General features: G+C 67.9%; 18 protein-coding genes and 1 pseudogene. 2 read left to right on the forward strand and 17 right to left on the reverse strand.

The window, feature by feature from the left end; translation table 11 throughout:
* Nucleotides 1-243: 243 nt before the first annotated feature.
* From QM597_RS04395 to dacB, 16 genes and pseudogenes are all read right to left on the reverse strand, one after another.
* Nucleotides 244-750: an LPXTG cell wall anchor domain-containing protein gene (locus tag QM597_RS04395; protein WP_415003658.1), complete on the reverse strand. Its 507-nt coding sequence runs from the start codon at nucleotides 748-750 to the stop codon at nucleotides 244-246.
* A pseudogene (locus QM597_RS04400) lies at nucleotides 751-930 on the reverse strand (hypothetical protein); the annotation flags it as partial.
* On the reverse strand, nucleotides 908-1912 hold the full coding sequence (locus QM597_RS04405) for an Ig-like domain-containing protein (protein ID WP_415003659.1): 1005 nt from the start codon (nucleotides 1910-1912) through the stop codon (nucleotides 908-910). The gene QM597_RS04405 and the pseudogene QM597_RS04400, both read right to left, overlap by 23 nt.
* A gap of 106 nt (nucleotides 1913-2018) precedes the next feature.
* On the reverse strand, nucleotides 2019-2546 hold the full coding sequence (locus tag QM597_RS04410) for a DUF3180 family protein (protein ID WP_415003660.1): 528 nt from the start codon (nucleotides 2544-2546) through the stop codon (nucleotides 2019-2021).
* Nucleotides 2547-2556: 10 nt separating this feature from the next.
* Entirely contained in the window at nucleotides 2557-3120 is a 564-nt protein-coding gene (gene folK / locus QM597_RS04415; protein ID WP_415003661.1) for a 2-amino-4-hydroxy-6-hydroxymethyldihydropteridine diphosphokinase, read from the reverse strand.
* Nucleotides 3117-3494, reverse strand: coding sequence for a dihydroneopterin aldolase (folB, locus tag QM597_RS04420; protein ID WP_415003662.1), 378 nt, complete (start codon nucleotides 3492-3494; stop codon nucleotides 3117-3119). Before folB ends, folK begins: the two co-directional genes overlap by 4 nt.
* 1 nt (nucleotide 3495) lies before the next feature.
* Complete coding sequence (locus QM597_RS04425; protein ID WP_415003663.1) at nucleotides 3496-3906, reverse strand: nuclear transport factor 2 family protein; 411 nt, start codon at nucleotides 3904-3906, stop codon at nucleotides 3496-3498.
* Entirely contained in the window at nucleotides 3903-4919 is a 1017-nt protein-coding gene (gene folP / locus QM597_RS04430) for a dihydropteroate synthase (protein ID WP_415003664.1), read from the reverse strand. The genes QM597_RS04425 and folP overlap by 4 nt, the downstream gene beginning before the upstream one ends.
* Nucleotides 4916-5482: a GTP cyclohydrolase I FolE gene (gene folE, locus QM597_RS04435; RefSeq protein ID WP_415003665.1), complete on the reverse strand. Its 567-nt coding sequence runs from the start codon at nucleotides 5480-5482 to the stop codon at nucleotides 4916-4918. Before folE ends, folP begins: the two co-directional genes overlap by 4 nt.
* Nucleotide 5483: 1 nt before the next feature.
* Nucleotides 5484-7418, reverse strand: coding sequence for an ATP-dependent zinc metalloprotease FtsH (gene ftsH, locus QM597_RS04440; protein ID WP_415003666.1), 1935 nt, complete (start codon nucleotides 7416-7418; stop codon nucleotides 5484-5486).
* A gap of 71 nt (nucleotides 7419-7489) precedes the next feature.
* On the reverse strand, nucleotides 7490-8047 hold the full coding sequence (hpt, locus tag QM597_RS04445) for a hypoxanthine phosphoribosyltransferase (RefSeq protein ID WP_415003667.1): 558 nt from the start codon (nucleotides 8045-8047) through the stop codon (nucleotides 7490-7492).
* A gap of 5 nt (nucleotides 8048-8052) precedes the next feature.
* On the reverse strand, nucleotides 8053-9027 hold the full coding sequence (tilS, locus tag QM597_RS04450; protein ID WP_415003668.1) for a tRNA lysidine(34) synthetase TilS: 975 nt from the start codon (nucleotides 9025-9027) through the stop codon (nucleotides 8053-8055).
* A 143-nt stretch (nucleotides 9028-9170) separates the two neighbouring features.
* Nucleotides 9171-9452, reverse strand: a complete 282-nt coding sequence (locus QM597_RS04455) for a hypothetical protein (protein ID WP_415003669.1) — start codon at nucleotides 9450-9452, stop codon at nucleotides 9171-9173.
* Nucleotides 9453-9468: 16 nt separating this feature from the next.
* Nucleotides 9469-10455: a hypothetical protein gene (locus QM597_RS04460; RefSeq protein WP_415003670.1), complete on the reverse strand. Its 987-nt coding sequence runs from the start codon at nucleotides 10453-10455 to the stop codon at nucleotides 9469-9471.
* Nucleotides 10456-10598: 143 nt separating this feature from the next.
* Complete coding sequence (locus QM597_RS04465) at nucleotides 10599-11618, reverse strand: zinc-dependent metalloprotease (protein WP_415003671.1); 1020 nt, start codon at nucleotides 11616-11618, stop codon at nucleotides 10599-10601.
* A 17-nt stretch (nucleotides 11619-11635) separates the two neighbouring features.
* Nucleotides 11636-13048: a D-alanyl-D-alanine carboxypeptidase/D-alanyl-D-alanine-endopeptidase gene (dacB, locus tag QM597_RS04470; protein WP_415003672.1), complete on the reverse strand. Its 1413-nt coding sequence runs from the start codon at nucleotides 13046-13048 to the stop codon at nucleotides 11636-11638.
* 105 nt (nucleotides 13049-13153) lie between these two features.
* On the opposite strand from dacB, the gene QM597_RS04475 reads away from it, so the two are divergent.
* Nucleotides 13154-13648 (forward strand): inorganic diphosphatase, encoded by a 495-nt coding sequence (locus QM597_RS04475; RefSeq protein ID WP_415003673.1) that lies wholly within the window; start codon nucleotides 13154-13156, stop codon nucleotides 13646-13648.
* Between the two features lie 137 nt (nucleotides 13649-13785).
* Here the strand turns inward: QM597_RS04475 and QM597_RS04480 are convergent, their stop codons facing one another.
* On the reverse strand, nucleotides 13786-14397 hold the full coding sequence (locus QM597_RS04480; RefSeq protein WP_415003674.1) for a TetR/AcrR family transcriptional regulator: 612 nt from the start codon (nucleotides 14395-14397) through the stop codon (nucleotides 13786-13788).
* 67 nt (nucleotides 14398-14464) lie between these two features.
* Here QM597_RS04480 and QM597_RS04485 point away from each other — a divergent pair, with 67 nt between their 5' ends.
* The gene (locus QM597_RS04485) at nucleotides 14465-15949 is read left to right on the forward strand and encodes a flavin-containing monooxygenase (RefSeq protein ID WP_415003675.1); all 1485 of its coding nucleotides are present in this window, start codon (nucleotides 14465-14467) and stop codon (nucleotides 15947-15949) included.
* The last annotated feature ends 221 nt before the right edge of the window (nucleotides 15950-16170 follow it).

Raw genomic sequence — 16170 nt, forward strand, 5'->3', positions numbered from 1 at the left:
GCGTGACTCCCGTCACGCTGCGCGGCCCTTCGATATTCCGCAGATAGGCGGAGCCGGTCATTGAGGTGCGAGCTTGCGAGCCTCGAAATGACCCAGCCTTGGCAGGCTTCGCCCTTCGAGGCTCGCTCGTTCCTCGCTCACACCTCAGGGACCAGACATCCCGTTCCCTGAGGTGCGCGGAGCTTGCGGCCGAGCCTCGAAGGGCAGACCTCAAGCCCAGGGTCGGCCTTTCTGCGAAGGCTCTCAGGCGAGCGAACTGCGGCGGCGGTAGCGCAGCACCAACGTGCCGAGACCGAGCAGCAGCATCGCGCCGAACAGGCCCGCCAGGGCGGCGGTGCCACCGGTCACCGGCAGAACGCCTGCAGCCGAAGCCGTGACCTCGGCGATCAACTGCGCCGAGTACACCACCCCGTCCGATCCCGTCACCCGGTACCAGACCGCCGGGACCTCGCCCGTGAAACCGTCGGCCGGGGTGAAGGTAACCAGGCCCGTCGTCACGTCGACCGTCCAGCGGCCTTGCTCGACCACTAGTTCGGTCACCCACTGCCCGGTCGACGAGTCGAACAGGCGCACCGTGGACGGATCGAGAGTCACTCCCGACGGCACTTCGTCGTTGGCCAACGGGTCGAAGGTCACCGTGCCGGAGCCGGTGGCTTCATCGTCGGTGGCCTGCGCGGCGACCACGCCAACCAGGTCGGCCTGGTACGGCGTGCCGTCTTCGTCCTCGACGTAATAGGTCACCGTCGGCACGGTGCCGGAGTAGCCCGGGGCCGGCGTGAAGGTGATCTCGCCGGTCTCGGTGTCGACGGTGTACGAACCCCACGAACCCGTAACCGTCGTGACGAGTTCGCCCGTGTCGGGGTCGATCAGGCGTAGCGTCGTCGGATCGGCATCGGTGATCTCGTCGTTATCCAGCGGATCGAAGGTGATCGCCGTTCCGGGGGGGGGCGATGACCTCGTCGTCGGCTCCCTCGCCCGGGATCGTCACGGTCATGTCGGCGGTGCTGGAGACGCCGTCGCTGTTGCTCACCTGGTATTCGATGGTCGCATCGCCGGTGAAGCCCTCCTCCGGGGTGAACTGCACCGTGCCGGTGGCGGTATCGACGGTCCAGGTGCCCTGGCCGGCGATCGTGGCGCTGGTCTCCCAGGAGTCGCCGTCCCAGACGCGCAGCGAGGAGGTCGTCAGCGTCGCCGGAGTGTCGGTCGTCGCCGTCTCGGCGGTGTCGTTGTCGAGCGGGGAGACCTCGAAGGGACCCGTGCCCACGCCGACGACCGTGTCGTCGGCAGCGTCCGGCGGGCACAGCAGCGTGGCGGTGCTGGTGAACTCCTTGAGCAGCCAGTCCTTCAACTGAGCGTTATGACCGACCTCGACGGTCGCCTGCAAAACGACGTTCTCGGCCTGAACCTCCGACAGCGGCACCGTGACAGAGAGACTGACGTCGTGGTCACCGACGCCCGCACCGCCGCCGTACCGGCTGTCGATGGTCGTACCGGTCGCGCCCGGATAGGTCGTCACGCCGTCGGCGGAGATGACGTTGAAGCCACCGGTGTACCACACGCCCGAGCCAGGGCCGAGGTTTTCGAAAACCGCCGCAGCCTCGATATGCACCTGGCCGTCGGGGCACGAACCGGTGACACCCACCGTGCCATAGAGCGAGCGGTGCCGACCGCTGCTGCTCGTCTCGCCGTAGTTGTTGATCCGGAAGGAACCGGTGCCGTCCCAGAAATCCTGAGGATCGCCAGCCTCCAAGTCCGCCTCCACCGGACCGGCACCGCCGTTCGGCGGATCGTCGCTGCGGTCGGTCACCGTCATGGGGATGGACGACGACGCCTGAGCCGGTGCCATGACGGTCACAGCGCCACCGACGCCGAAGGCCAGGGCCACGGCCGTCACTACGGTCTTCTTGATCACGGTTGTCTCCAAAGATACAAATAAAATCTCCTGATTGTATCCCGTCCACACTGTCGCCCAAACCACCTCGCGGCCAAGGTGAGCGGCATCACCCCGAGCAGCGCCGTCAGGCAGGGGTGGGGCGGACAGCCTTGGCGGACGGTCCGGACTCGCCGTCATCGCCATTGGCCGGAAGCCGGCACGCGCGCTCCAGCAACAGCCCCGCCGCCGCCAGCAGCAGGGCCGCCAGGCCCGCCGCCACACCGTGCACCACACGGTCGCGCCCGTGGGCGGTCTCGACGACCCGCAGATACGCCAGGGCGAAACCGCCGTAAGCGCCCGCCAAGCCCATCCCGACCCGTGACGACGCACGGGCCAGCACGAGGTGGAACAGCGCCCGGTCGGCGGTCACCCGCTGGTGATCCTGATGCACCGCGCGCCAGACCACGCGCGCCAGGACGCCCACCGTGACCGACGCCGCCAGCAGCAGCCACATCGGTGCCCACGACAGCACCGGCACCTCACCACCGAGGCGACGCACCACCGCCGGGACGAGCGCACCGAGAGCCAGCCCGAGGCACAACACAACCGCCAGCAGGCGCACCGACGTCGGTGGCACCTGAACCTGCGGGGGCCGCTGCGGGCCGCTCGTCATCGCCGAGGACTCAGAGCAGGATCTCGAGATCCTCGCGCTTGACGATGCCGCTGGTGTCGACGCCGCCGATCAGGTCGGCGACGAAGCCGTGACCCGGAATATGGCCCTCGGCGTCGATCTCCAGCCACGGCACCAGCACGAAGCCGCGCTCGTGCGCCCGCGGGTGGGGCAACGTGAGTTGCTCGTCGTCGGCGACCCGGTCACCGACGACGATGAGGTCGACATCGAGCGTGCGCGGGGCGTTCGGACCAGAGCGCTCCCGGCCGAAGGCATCCTCGATGGCCAGGGCGCGATCCAGCAGCGTGTGGACCGTCAAGGTGGTGTCGATGAGGACCACGGCATTGAGGAACTTGCCCGATCCGTCCGGCGCGCCGACCGGCTCGGTCTCGTACACCGAGGAGATCGCGACGATCTGCACCTCGGGGGTGTCTTCCAAGGCCGAGACGGCACCCTGCAAACGCACATGGCGCTCGCCCAGGTTCGAGCCGATGGCGATGACGGCCTGGCGGATAGGACGCATCCCACCGGTCATGGTGTCCGCGTCCAACTCGTAGGGGGTGGGCGATTCGGTCACTGTCTGCTCCGCTCTATCGTGACGGCCACGTCGGTGAACGTGGGCGTGATGGGCGCATGGGGCTTATGCACCGTGACACCGGCCCACTGCACGCGGGCGTCCGTCAGGCACAAGTCCACCATACGTAGGGCCACTGACTCAATGAGGTCCATCGGCGGGCCGGTGAGAATGGCGTGAAGAGCGTCGGCGAGTCCGCCGTAGTCGACGGTTGCGGCCAGGTCGTCGCTGCGCCCGGCCGCAGTCAGGTCCAGGCCGAGCACGACATCAACAGCAAACTCCTGACCGTCACGGCGCTCGTGGCCGAAGACGCCGTGGTGGCCGAATCCGCGCAGTCCGGTCAACTCGATCCGGTCCAGGCCGTCGGGGCAGCCCATGTCAGTCCCCCTCTTCCTCGAAGTCGATGACGGGTGAGGCGTGGCGGCTGTGGAATTGCCAGCGCCGGTTGCGCAGCACCAGGACGCTCGTACTGGCGACGCGGCCGCCGACGAAATTCGTCGTATTCTCCAGGCCGGACAGGATGTTCTCGGTACACGAGACGACGCCCACGGCACCGTCTGCGGCGAAGGCCGCGTGGACGTCGGTCAAGAAGAACTGCAGGTAGCCGGCCTGGGCCATCACCATCGTCCAGGACCGCAAGATCGCCGGCGTGCCCCGGACCGCGACGGTGCCGGGGTGGGCGCAGGACGTATCGGCACGGTCGACCCACAGTGCCGCCATCAGATCGACGTCACCGGACTCGACGGCCTCGTAGAAACTGCGGTGCACCGCCAGGATGTCGGTGCTCACGGCGCACCTCCCGGCCTCGGTCGTTGAGGTGCGACGAGGAACGAGGAGCCTCGAAACGACTCTGACCGAGAGTCCTCGACCAGGTCCCTTCGATCCCCCGCAAGCGGGAGGTGCCCCCACTCGCCAGCTCGCGCCTCAGGGACCCCCTCCTCGGCCAGGCGGGCCACGACGCGGACGGCGTCGGCTGAGGGCCGTGCCTCGTGGACCCGCACGGCCCACGCCCCGGACGCTGCAGCGAGCGTCGAGAGCGCGGCGCTGGCGTCGTCGCGGCCGTCGGCCGGCCGCAGCGTGCCGTCGGTGTCGGCCAGCAACTCGCCGAGGAAACGCTTGCGGCTGGCCGCCACGAGCAGCGGATAGCCGAGGGAGGCGAAGCTGTCGAGGCCGGCGAGCACCTCCCAGTTCTGCGCGCCGGTCTTGGAAAATCCCAGCCCCGGATCGACGACCACCCGGTCGGCGGCGATGCCGGCCGCCAACGCTGCGTCGACCTGCGCCCCCAGCTCAGCCCTGACCTCGGCCACCACATCGTCGTACCGGGTGTGATCGGCCTGCTGCATCGCCGCAGAGTGCGCGCGCCAGTGCATGACGACGAACGGCGCGCCGGCCTGGGCCACCACCGCGAGCATGTCGGGATCGGCCCGCCCCCCGGAGACGTCGTTGACGAGCACCGCACCGGCCTCCAAAGCCGCAGCGGCGACCCGCGCGCGCATCGTGTCGACCGAGACCGCAACGCCCTCGGCGGCCAAGGCCCGCACGACCGGAACGACCCGCGCCAGTTCCGCCGCCTCGTCCACCCGTAGCGCCCCCGGACGGGTGGACTCCCCGCCCACGTCGACCAGATCGGCACCGCCTGCGACCAGCTGGCGACCGCGTTCGAGCGCCGCCTCGGCCGACAGCCAGCGCCCACCGTCGGAGAACGAGTCCGGCGTGACATTGACGACGCCCATGACGAGGGTCCGCCCGGCGCTCGGCACACCAGCCAGGCCGGGCAGCGAGGCGGGCCGGGAGGCGGTCACGATCCCGTGATGAGGCCCATCGCCTCGGCTCGCGTCGCCGCCTCGCGCAGCTGGCCGCGCACGGCGCTGGTCACGGTCTTGGCACCGCCCTTGCGCACCCCGCGCATCGCCATGCACAGGTGTTCGGCCTCGATGACGACGATCACGCCGCGCGGGTTGAGCACCTCGGTCAGCGCATCGGCGATCTGCGTGGTCAGGCGCTCCTGCACCTGCGGACGCCGCGCGAACACGTCGACCAGCCGCGCCAGCTTCGACAGGCCCGTGACGCTGCCCTCGACCGCCGGGATGTAGCCCACGTGCGCCACCCCGAAGAACGGCACCAGGTGGTGCTCGCACAGGCTCCACAGTTCGATGTCCTTGACCAGGACCAACTCGTCGTGGCCGACGTCGAAGGTCGCGGTCAGAACTTCAGTCGCGTCCTGGTCGAGGCCTGCGACCAACTCGGTGTACGACCGGGCGACCCGCGCCGGGGTGTCGCGCAGGCCGTCGCGGTCCGGGTCCTCGCCGATGGCGAACAGCAACTCCCGGACGGCGGCCTCGGCCCGCGGCTGGTCGATGGGCATGTCAGTCGGTCTCCGCCACCGGTGCCTGATCGACGGCCTCGATGACGACCGGCGGCGTCGCCGACGGGCGGCGGGTGTCCGATCCGGTCCACGGCGGACGCACCTCGCGGCGGCGCAGCGGCTCGAAGATACGGGCAACCTCGGCCTTGTCGAGGGTCTCCTTCTCCATCAGCTCCACCACCAGGGCGTCGAGCACGTCACGGTTCTCGTCGAGAATGTCGAAGGCCTCCTGATGGGCCGCAGCGATCAGCGCGCCGACCTCCTCGTCGACGATCCCGGCGACCGACTCGGAGTAGTCGCGCGAATGACCGGTGATCCCGGCACCGAGGAAGGGCTGGCTGTTGTCGCTGCCGTACTTGACCGCGCCCAACCGCTCGCTCATGCCGTACTGGGTGACCATCGCACGAGCCAGGCCGGTGGCCTTCTCGATGTCGTTGCCCGCCCCCGTCGTCGGGTTGTGGAAAACCAACTCCTCGGCCGCACGGCCGCCGAGCATGTAGGCCAGTTTGTCCTGCAACTCCGCGCGCGTCTGGCTGTACTTGTCTTCATCGGGCAGGACCATCGTGTAGCCCAGCGCCCGGCCGCGCGGCAGGATCGTGATCTTGTGGACCGGGTCGCTCTGCGGGAGCGCCGCAGCCACGAGCGCGTGACCGCCCTCGTGATAGGCCGTCACCAGCCGCTCGTGCTCGTTCATCAGGCGGGTGCGCTTCTGCGGGCCGGCCATCACGCGATCAATAGCCTCGTCCAGAGCCGCGTTGGTGATGACCTTCTGGTTGGTGCGCGCGGTCAACAGCGCAGCCTCGTTGAGCACGTTGGCCAGGTCGGCACCGCTGAAGCCCGGCGTGCGCTTCGCGACACTGGCCAGGTCGACGTCCGGGCCGATGGGCTTGCCACGGGCGTGGACCTTGAGGATCGTCTCGCGGCCCTTGAGATCGGGCGCCTCGACGCCGATCTGCCGGTCGAAGCGGCCCGGGCGCAGCAGCGCCGGATCGAGCACGTCAGGCCGGTTCGTGGCCGCGATGAGGATGACCCCGCCGCGCACGTCGAAGCCGTCCATCTCGACGAGCAACTGGTTGAGGGTCTGCTCGCGCTCGTCGTGACCGCCGCCCATGCCGGTGCCGCGATGGCGGCCGACCGCGTCGATCTCGTCGATGAAGACGATGGCCGGCGCGTTGGCCTTGGCCTGATCGAACAGGTCACGCACCCGGCTCGCGCCGACGCCGACGAACATCTCCACGAAATCCGAGCCGGAGATCGAGTAGAACGGCACCCCCGCCTCGCCGGCGACCGCGCGGGCCAGCAGTGTCTTGCCGGTACCGGGCGGGCCGTACAGCAGCACGCCCTTGGGGATCTTCGCACCGACGGCCTGGAACTTGGCCGGCTCGGAGAGGAACTCCTTGATCTCGCCGAGCTCCTCGATGGCCTCGTCACAGCCGGCGACATCGGCGAAGGTGGTCTGCGGGGTGTCCTTGCTGATGAGTTTGGCCCGCGACTTGCCGAACTGCATGACGCGACCGCCGCCGCCCTGCATCCGGCTCATCAAGAACAGGAAAATGCCGACGAACAGCAGCATCGGCAGCAGCACGCTGAACAGGCTGCTGAGCCAGCCCGGCTGCGGGTTCTCGACGTCGAAACTCTTGAGCTTCTTGTCGGCCACGGCCGCCTCGGCCGCCTCGACCAGACGCGAACCCTGGTCGCCGAGCCAGGTCGCGCGGACCTTCTCGTCGCCCTCCTTGAGGGTCGCGCGAATCTCCTGCTCGCCCTCGACGAAGGTGACCTTCTCGACCTTGTCGGCCTCCAAGTACTTGACCATCGTCGAGGTCTGCACCTCACGCTCGCCACCTGAGGTCGAGGAGAATTGCAGCACCGCGAAGACGACGATGGCGACCAGAACGATCCACAGCCACGGCCCCTGGACAATCTTCTTGACGTTCATAACACCGGGGCGTCAGCCCATCCTTTACTCATCGGCGAACAGGCGGTAGGCAAAACCTACACGCCGTCTGGTCAGCGATAGACGTGCTCGGCGAGCGTTCCGATGCAGCGCAGGTTGCGGTAGCGCTCGGCGTAGTCGAGTCCGTAGCCCACGACGAAGGCGTTGGGGATGTCGAAACCGACGTACTTGACGTCGACCTCCATCTGCACCGCGTCGGGCTTGCGCAGCAGCGTGGCAATCTCCACCGAGGACGGCTTGCGCGATTTCAGGTTCGCCACCAGCCACGACAGGGTCAGGCCGGTGTCGATGATGTCCTCGACGATCAGCACGTCTCGGCCGCTGATGTCGGCGTCGAGGTCCTTGAGGATGCGGACGACGCCGCTGCTCTTGGTGCCCGACCCGTAGGACGAGACCGCCATCCAGTCCATCTCGACGTGCCGGTCGAGCGCACGGGCCAGGTCGGCCATGACCATGACGGCACCCTTGAGGACCCCGACCAGCAGCACGTCACGGCCGGCGTAGTCGGCCTCGATCTGCCGGGCCATGTCCTGCAGGCGAGTCTGGATCTGCTCCTCGGTGAAGAGCGTCTGAGACGGGTCGAGATCGGCTTCGATATGTGCGCGGTCCACGCGCCTTAGCGTGCCACAGGGGTCGGAGCGAAGATCAGGCGATCACCCTCGCGGGTGCAGGTGAGGCCTCCGGGCAGTTCCACCCGGCGTCCGCCGCGAGGGTTGTCGAGCAGCGAGCCGAGGGCGTCGATGTGGCCTTGGGCGAGCTCGCCGGACGCCGCTCCCGCAGCGAGGGCGAGGCGGCGCAGGACGCGGCTGCGGATCGCCGGATGCTGGGCGGCGAGATCGGCGACGCGGTCCGGATCGGGGTGCGCCGCGAGCCAGTCGTCGGTGAGGGCGTCGAGCAGGTCGAGGTCGCGGGCGACCTGCCCGGCGGTGCGGGCCAGCGCTTCGGCGACCCCGCCGCCGAGCACGTCCTCGGCCAGCGGCAGCAGTTCGCGGCGTACCCGGACGCGGCGGTAGGCGGGGTCGGTGTTGTGCGGGTCGTCCCAGGGAGCGAGGTCGTGGGCAGCGCAGATGGCGAGGGTGTCACGGCGGCGCAGGCCCAGGAAAGGGCGGTGCAGCAGGCCCGAGCGGGGCGCCATCGCCGCGATGGAACGGGGTCCGGAGCCGCGGCCGAGGCCGAGCAGGACGGTCTCGGCCTGATCGTCGAGGGTGTGGGCGAGACAGATCGCGGCGGCATCGTGTCGGTGCGCCGCTTCGTGCAGGGCCTGGAGGCGGGCGGCGCGGGCGGCGGCCTCGGGACCGCCGCTCTGGCCCACCTCGACGGCGACCACCTCAGCGGCCAGCCCAAGGTCGCGGCATTGGCGCGCTGCCGTGGCGGCGACCTCGCCGGAGCCGTCTTGCAGGCGGTGGTCCACGACGACAACGCGCACGTCCCATCCGGCGCGCGGCCCGACGAAGGCCAGCGTCGCGGCCAGTGCGAGCGAGTCCGCTCCCCCGGAGACCCCGGCGATCACCGCCTGCCCCGGCGCCACCTCCACGAGGTTTTCGCGCACGGCCCGGCGTCCCGCCGCCACCGCCGGTTCTAGCCTGCCCACGGGCGCAGTTTCCCACGAGACCGCTCGATTCACGCATCAACAACACGAAACTTCGTGCGCTCGACGCGGGATTGCGACGGTCTCGTGGGAAACCTACGGACGGTCAGGGGGCAACGCGGGTGAGCCAGAGGGCGCGGATGACATCACGCGGAATCGTCGAAGGACCGCAGGCGATCCCGGCATTGCGCCAGCTGCTCGCGCACCATGACCAGCGTGTCCGTGGTCAGCCGACCGACCTGGACGTCGACCATGATGAGGGCCTGCGTCTCGGAGACACCGAAGACCCTGGCCACCTGATCGACCGCGTCCTCGCGGTCACGGCAGGCCCGGATGACCGCGGACAGCCGATCCCAACCAGTGACGGCTTGCTCGATCCCCTCCCAATAGGCCAGCGTCTCGCGCAGCCGCTCCGCCTCGTCATTCATACCTGCCCTGCCCTCGTCAAAATGAAGGTGTTCCGCCACCGCTCGGGTACTTCCAAGATGTTCCCCGCAAGTCGAATGGCTTTTTGCCAAGTGGCCCTAGAGGGTCAACATCACCTACCCAATTGCTGTAGTACTCCGCACCTCTGGTTCCCGTGAAACGCTTGTTGCCGGACGGCATATAGGAAGAACCGCTCGAATTGTAAGAGTTATGGCACGAGGACCAATTATACACAGTCGAATCGGGTGCCGCCCTTCTGTCATAGCGGATACGACAGGATGTTGATACCAGATCGACTCGAGGTCCGATAATCACCCGGAACTCTCGGTAGTGCGCGATCTCCCATCCATGCAGGTTCGTAGTCTCGGCAAGACGCACCTGAGCCGCATTCCCTCCACATGTACAAGCCCAGGTCACATACCCGGTCGTCTTCTCCGAGAACGCATGCACCTTAGCGGTTCCCGGGTCGAAGTAAATCGACATTGAAGCATTACTCGCATGCCCAAGGTGCGATGGACCTTGTAGACTCGAAATCGGAGATAATCCCGACCCGTCGAGAGCAGATGTCTCAAAATCTTTGTCAGGGTGAACTCTTGGATCGTCTTCGGAGTTCAAAGGCAAACCATCCTCAACAAACTCTCCCAGCGTGTCTTGAGTCTCTTGCGAGAATCCCTCTCCTTGAGCTTCAACGAAATCTGAAGCGACCTCTTCCTGACCGTTCTCTATCGCCTGGCCAACTGCAGCAATGGCGATCTCTTCTTCAGTAAGATTGAGATTCGGGGTGGGACTCAACACCGCTGCCGCCAAGCACAACTTCTCAGGGTCGCTCTCAGTCAAGCACCGCGGAGCCTTACCAGAATTACCCAATCCAGTTGCCGAGGAAGCGTCCTCGAAAGCGCCGTCTCGCGCCCAGGCGCCTTCAGGAAACAAACTCACTACGGCAACCAAACTCACAACTAAAAATAGATGCCAGTTCAGGCGACTCAAGAGAAACTTCAGAAACATCGCTTTCCTCCAGACTCGTCGCTTGCTGAGAAATACTCGCGTAGATCGCGAACGATAGGAATAGCCCAAAAGGACTATCTGATACACCGCCGCCTGCGGAACAGTGCAGGTTTTCGACGGTCTCGTGGGAAACCTACGGACGGTCAGGGGGCAACGCGGGTGAGCCAGAGGGAGGGGTCGAGGATCTCCTCGTGCGAGGGGAGCGTCTCCGGTGACGTCCAGACGGCGTTGAAGCCCTCCATCCCGACCGCGTCGATCACCGCCCGCACGAAGGCCGCGCCCTCCTGATACTGCCGCAGCTTGCCTTCCATGCCGAGCACCTTGCGCACGATCTTGTCCAGGAACCCGGCCGACTCGCGGCGCTGGGTGAACTTGCGGCGGATCTCGCGCACGCTCGGCACGAACTCCGGGCCGACACCGTCCATCACCACGTCCGCATGCCCCTCCAGCAGCGACATGACACCGGTCGCCCGCTCGATGATCCGCCGCTGAGCCGGACTCTGGAACAGCTCCGCCAGCGACAGCTCGATCTCGCCGCGCAACGCCTTGCCCGCCTGCTCGGTGATCTGGCCCACGGTGTCGGTGTCGGTCTCGTCGAGGAACTCCGCGATGAGGGAACGCATATGCCCGGCCAGCCACGGCGACGATGTGAACTGCACCCGGTGGGTCTCCTCGTGCAGGCACACCCACAGGCGGAAATCGCTCGGATCGACCTCGAGCTTGCGCTCGGCCTGCACGATGTTGGGTGCCACCAGCAGCAGCCTGCCCGCCTCACCGTCGGGGCCGGTCCAAAACGGGTCGAACTGGCCCAGGACGCGGCTCGACACCAGCGCCATCACCGCGCCCACCTCCGCGCCGCTGATCGCGCCCCCGACCCGCCGGGCCGTCGCGCCGGCGCGCGCCTGCATCGCCTCCAGGGCGGGCGCGAGCAGGTCGGCGAACGACTCGGTGTTCGCCTCGATCCAGCGCGGACGATCCACGACCAGGACCGGCGTGGCATCGATCGGTGCCTGCATCCCGGTGAAGTCGCGCACCGGGATGCAGGCACGGTCGGCGGCCTCGCGCAACTCCGCGACGGCCTCGGCGGCCTGCGCCGGACTCGCCTCCGGCCCCCTGCCGCTCAGCCGTGCTCCGGTCGCTCGGGCGATTCGCCAGTCGATCATGCCGTCACGGTACGGGGTCAGCCCTGGGCGCAGGTGCAGGACGCCAGCGACGCCAGCAGCGCATCGATGGCCGCCCGCCCGGCGAGCGGCTGCGCGGCATCGGCCGAATCGGTCATCACGGCCATCGTCAGGACCACTCCGTCGGCGGTCGTCACCGTCCCGGCCAGGCTGTGTACCTGATTGAGCGATCCGGTCTTGGCACGCACCATGCCGCGCCCGGCCAGGCCGGCGAACCGGTCAGCCAGCGACCCGGAGAATCCCGCGACCGGCAGCACGTCCACCAATGTCGGCATCGATACCGTCGCCGCAGCGGCCACCCGCGTCAACAGTGACGGGGAGATGCGGTTCTCGCGCGACAACCCGCTCCCGTCGCGCAAGACGAGTCCGGTGGTGTCGATCCCGGCACTGCTCAGCGCCTGCTCGACGGCCCCCACCGCGCCGACGAAACTCGCCTCGGACCCTGATGCGAGCGCGACGTGGCGCGCCAGAACCTCGGCTCCGCCGTTGTCACTGGTCAACTCCACCCGTTCGACGGCCTGGGCGACCGTCGGGCCACGCACCTCGCCGACCGGCGTAGCGTCCCCCGATGCCGACGTGCGCCCCACCGGTGTCACGGATATGCCCTCGGCCGCCAACTGCCCGGCGAAGATCTCGGCTGCCGACGCCGCAGGCTCCGCCGAGCGCACGCCGTCGATCTGTCCTCGGTCGACCCACAGCGCCGAGATCGGACTGACGACATTCTGCTCGGCGTAACTCGGCTCCCAGGTGGGGTTCTCGGCCGGACCAGTGAACAGCGTGTCGTCGTAGCCGAGGTCGACCGCGCGTATGCCCTCGGCGTGCAAAGCGTCAGCAGTGCGCGCAGCCAGTGTCTCCAGCGTCGCGGGGGCGGCGAAACCCCGGTCGTCCTGCGTCGCCATCAGGAACGGATCGCCTCCGCCGACCAGGATCAGCCGATCCCCGTCGAGCACCGTCGAGGTGACGAAACGATGTTCCGGATCGAGCGTCGTCAGCGCCGCGAAACCGGTCAGCAGTTTCGTCGTGGAGGCCGGGATGAAGGAGTCCGCCGACGTCGCCACCAGTTCGACGCCGTCGAGTTGGCGCACCGACACGCCGACATGCGACCCGAGCACCGGCTGGTTCAGCGCCGAGTTGACCGCCGCCGTCACCGCCTCGGGATCGGCCGTCGTGCCCGCCGCAGCCGAGACCGCCGGCGCGTCGGCCGCCGGGGCCTCCAACCCCTCGGGCGAGGCGACATAGGCCGGACCGCAGGGACCCTCGCAGAGGAAATCGTTGAGCGAGCCACGCTCGTACTGCAGCGCCAGACCCACCGTGACGATGATCGCCAGCGCCAGGGCGCTCGACCAGACCAGGGCACGACGAAGTCGATGGGTCGGCGAGGCCACGACCCGGTCCTGGCTCTGCGATGTCACATGCGCCAGACTATAGAGACGGTCGAACGCCGCGTGGGCGGGCGACCACCGATTGATTCAGCGCCCGCCGTGAGCGACTCCTGCGGGCCATCACCAGGAGGACATGTGATCTTCGACGTCACTGTGGAGATTCCCAAGGGCGAGCGCAACAAGTACGAGCTCGACCACGAGACCCACCGCATCCGACTGGACCGGACGCTGTTCACCTCGATGACCTACCCGGCCGACTACGGCTTCATCGACAACTCCCTCGGCAACGACGGCGACCCGCTCGACGCGCTGGTGATCCTGCCGTTCCCGACCTTCCCCGGCTGCGTCATCGAGTGCCGCGCGATCGGCATGTTCAAGATGACCGACGACGCCGGCGGCGACGACAAGATCCTGTGCGTGCCTGCGAGCGATCCGCGCCAGGCCCATTTGACGGACGTTCACGACGTCTCGGACTTCGACCTGTCGGAGATCCAGCACTTCTTCGAGTCCTACAAGGACCTCGAGCCGGGCAAGTTCGTCGAGAAGGGTTCGCAGTGGGTCGGCCGCGCCGAGGCCGAGGCCGAGATCGAGGCCAGTTTCCAGCGCTTCAAGGACAACGGCGGCTACTGACGCCTTCTGGGGTCCCTTCGCCCTTCGAGGCTGCTCCTTCGTCGCAGCACCTCAGGACCCGGTGGCTTCCGGTCGTTGAGGTGCGAGGCCGCCCGCGGCCGAGCCTCGAAACGACCCAACCCGCTGCGCGGTCCCCCTCAGGCTTTGGGGCGGAAGCGGACGAGGGAGCGCATGGTGGTCGCCAGGATGCCGACGTCAATCGTGTGATCCAGCGACCGCATCGCCCCCATGCCGATGCCGAGGCTCAGCAGCGAGGTCGCGGCCTCCTCGGGAGTCAGCACGAGTTCCATGCCCTCCTGCTCGGCGATGCGCGCGATGAGTTGCGCTGCGGCCGAGCGCATGTCGCGGTGCCGCTTGACCAGTTCGCGCGCGACGAACGGGCTGTGCCGCGCGGCGGCGGCGAACTCGACCTCCAGCGCCGTGTACCGGGGGCTGCCGACGCTGCGGCGCGCCCACTCCACGAAGGCATCGATGCGACCGTCGAGGTCGGCCTTGACGCTGAACGCCTCGACGATGCCCTCGATCTGCTCGGCGTGCAGGTCGTCGAGCACCGCCAGGCACAGCTCCTCCTTGCCGGAGAAGTTCGAGTACACCGCGCCCTTGGAGAAGCCCGCCGCGACGGCGACCTTGTCGAGCGTGGTCGCGGCGTAGCCGTCGGCGAGGAACAACTCCCGCGCCACCTCGACCAGCCGCTCCCGAGTCTGCGCCTGGCGCTCGGCCCGGGTGATCCTCGCCGGCTCGACGGTCACGTCGCTCTCCTCACACCGAGGCCGTACCCCCTTGGCCGGCCATTCGGATACCGATAGTATCTGAAACGTGATCAGCACCGACATCCTCATCATCGGCACCGGCTTCTCCGGCATGGGCATGGCCATGAAGCTCCGCGAAGCCGGCCGCACCGATTTCATCGTCCTGGAGAAGGCCGACGACGTCGGCGGCACGTGGCGCGACAACACCTATCCGGGTGCCGAGTGCGACATCCAGAGCCACATGTACTCGTTCTCCTACGAACTCAACCCGAACTGGTCGCGCGAGTACTCCGGCCAGGCCGAGATCTGGGAGTACATGCGCACCGTGGCGAAGAAGCACGACCTCTACGACGTCATCGACTTCGGCACCGAGATGACCGGTGCCGCCTGGGACGAGGAGCGTCAGCGCTGGACCGTCACCACCACCAAGGAGACCTACGACGCCCGCGTGCTGGTCTCGGGCATCGGCGGCCTGCACATCCCGAACATCCCCGCCATCTTGGGTGCCGACACGTTCACCGGCCCGCGCTTCCACTCCGCGCAGTGGGACCACGACGTCGATCTGGCCGGCAAGCGCGTCGCGGTGATCGGCACGGGCGCGAGCGCGATCCAGTTCATCCCGCAGATCGCGCCCGAGGTCGCCCAGCTCGACGTCCACCAGCGCACCGCGCCGTGGGTCATCCCGAAGATGAACCACGACATCACCGGCGCGAAGAAGACGTTGATCTCCAAGCTGCCGGGCAGCACCCGCGCCTACCGCAACGCGCTGTACTGGTTCAACGAGTCCACACAGTTGGGCTTCACCGGCCCGATGCAGAACATCACCGGCATCATCGAGAAGAAGGTCGCGGCCTACATCCGCAAGACCATCACGGACCCCGAGACGGCCGAGAAACTGATCCCGGACTACCGCCTGGGCTGCAAGCGGGTGCTCAAGACCGACAACTACATTCCGGTCTACAACCGCGACAACGTGACACTGATCGACACCGGCATCGCCGAGATCACGCCGACCGGCATCCGCACCAAGGACGGCGACTTCCGCGAGGTCGACGTCATCATCTACGGCACCGGCTTCCATGTGACCGACGCCTTCGAGTGGGTCAAGGTCAAGGGCGAAGCCGGACGCGACCTGTCGGAGACCTTCGCCGAGCACGGCATCGAGACCTACAACGGCATCACCGTGTCGCGCTTCCCGAACTTCTTCATGCTGCTCGGGCCGAACACGGCCCTGGGGCACAACTCGGTCGTGTTCATGATCGAGCAGCAGACGAAGTGGATCATCAAGCTGCTCGCCGAGATGGACCGGCGTCGCGCGGGCGCGGTGGAGCCGACGCCGCAGGCGCAGCGCGAGTTCAACGACAAGTTGCAGGAGAAGGTGTCCAAGGGCGTGTGGAGCCAGGGCGGCTGCACGAGCTGGTACTTGGACTCCCAGGGCAAGAACCGGACGATCTGGCCGGGCTTCACCTTCCGCTACTGGAGCCGCCTGCGCAGCGTCCCCGAGGGCGACTTCATCTGGCACACCGCCGTCCAGGAGAAGCAGCCCGCCTGACAGACCCGGCCCCTGAGGTGCGTAGGCCGCCCGCAGCCGAAGCCCCGAAGGGACCCAGCCACGGCAGGCTTCGAGGCTCGTCGCAAGCTCCTCGCACCTCAGCCAGCGGGAAACCCGGCCCCTGAGGTGCGTAGGCCGCCTGCGGCCAAAGCCCCGAAGGGACCCAGCCACGGCAGGCTTCGAGGCTCGTCGCAAGCTCCTCGCACCTCAGCCAGCGGGAA

It is taken from the genome of Aeromicrobium sp. (assembly GCF_047607065.1).
Classification (GTDB): Bacteria; Actinomycetota; Actinomycetes; order Propionibacteriales; family Nocardioidaceae; genus Aeromicrobium.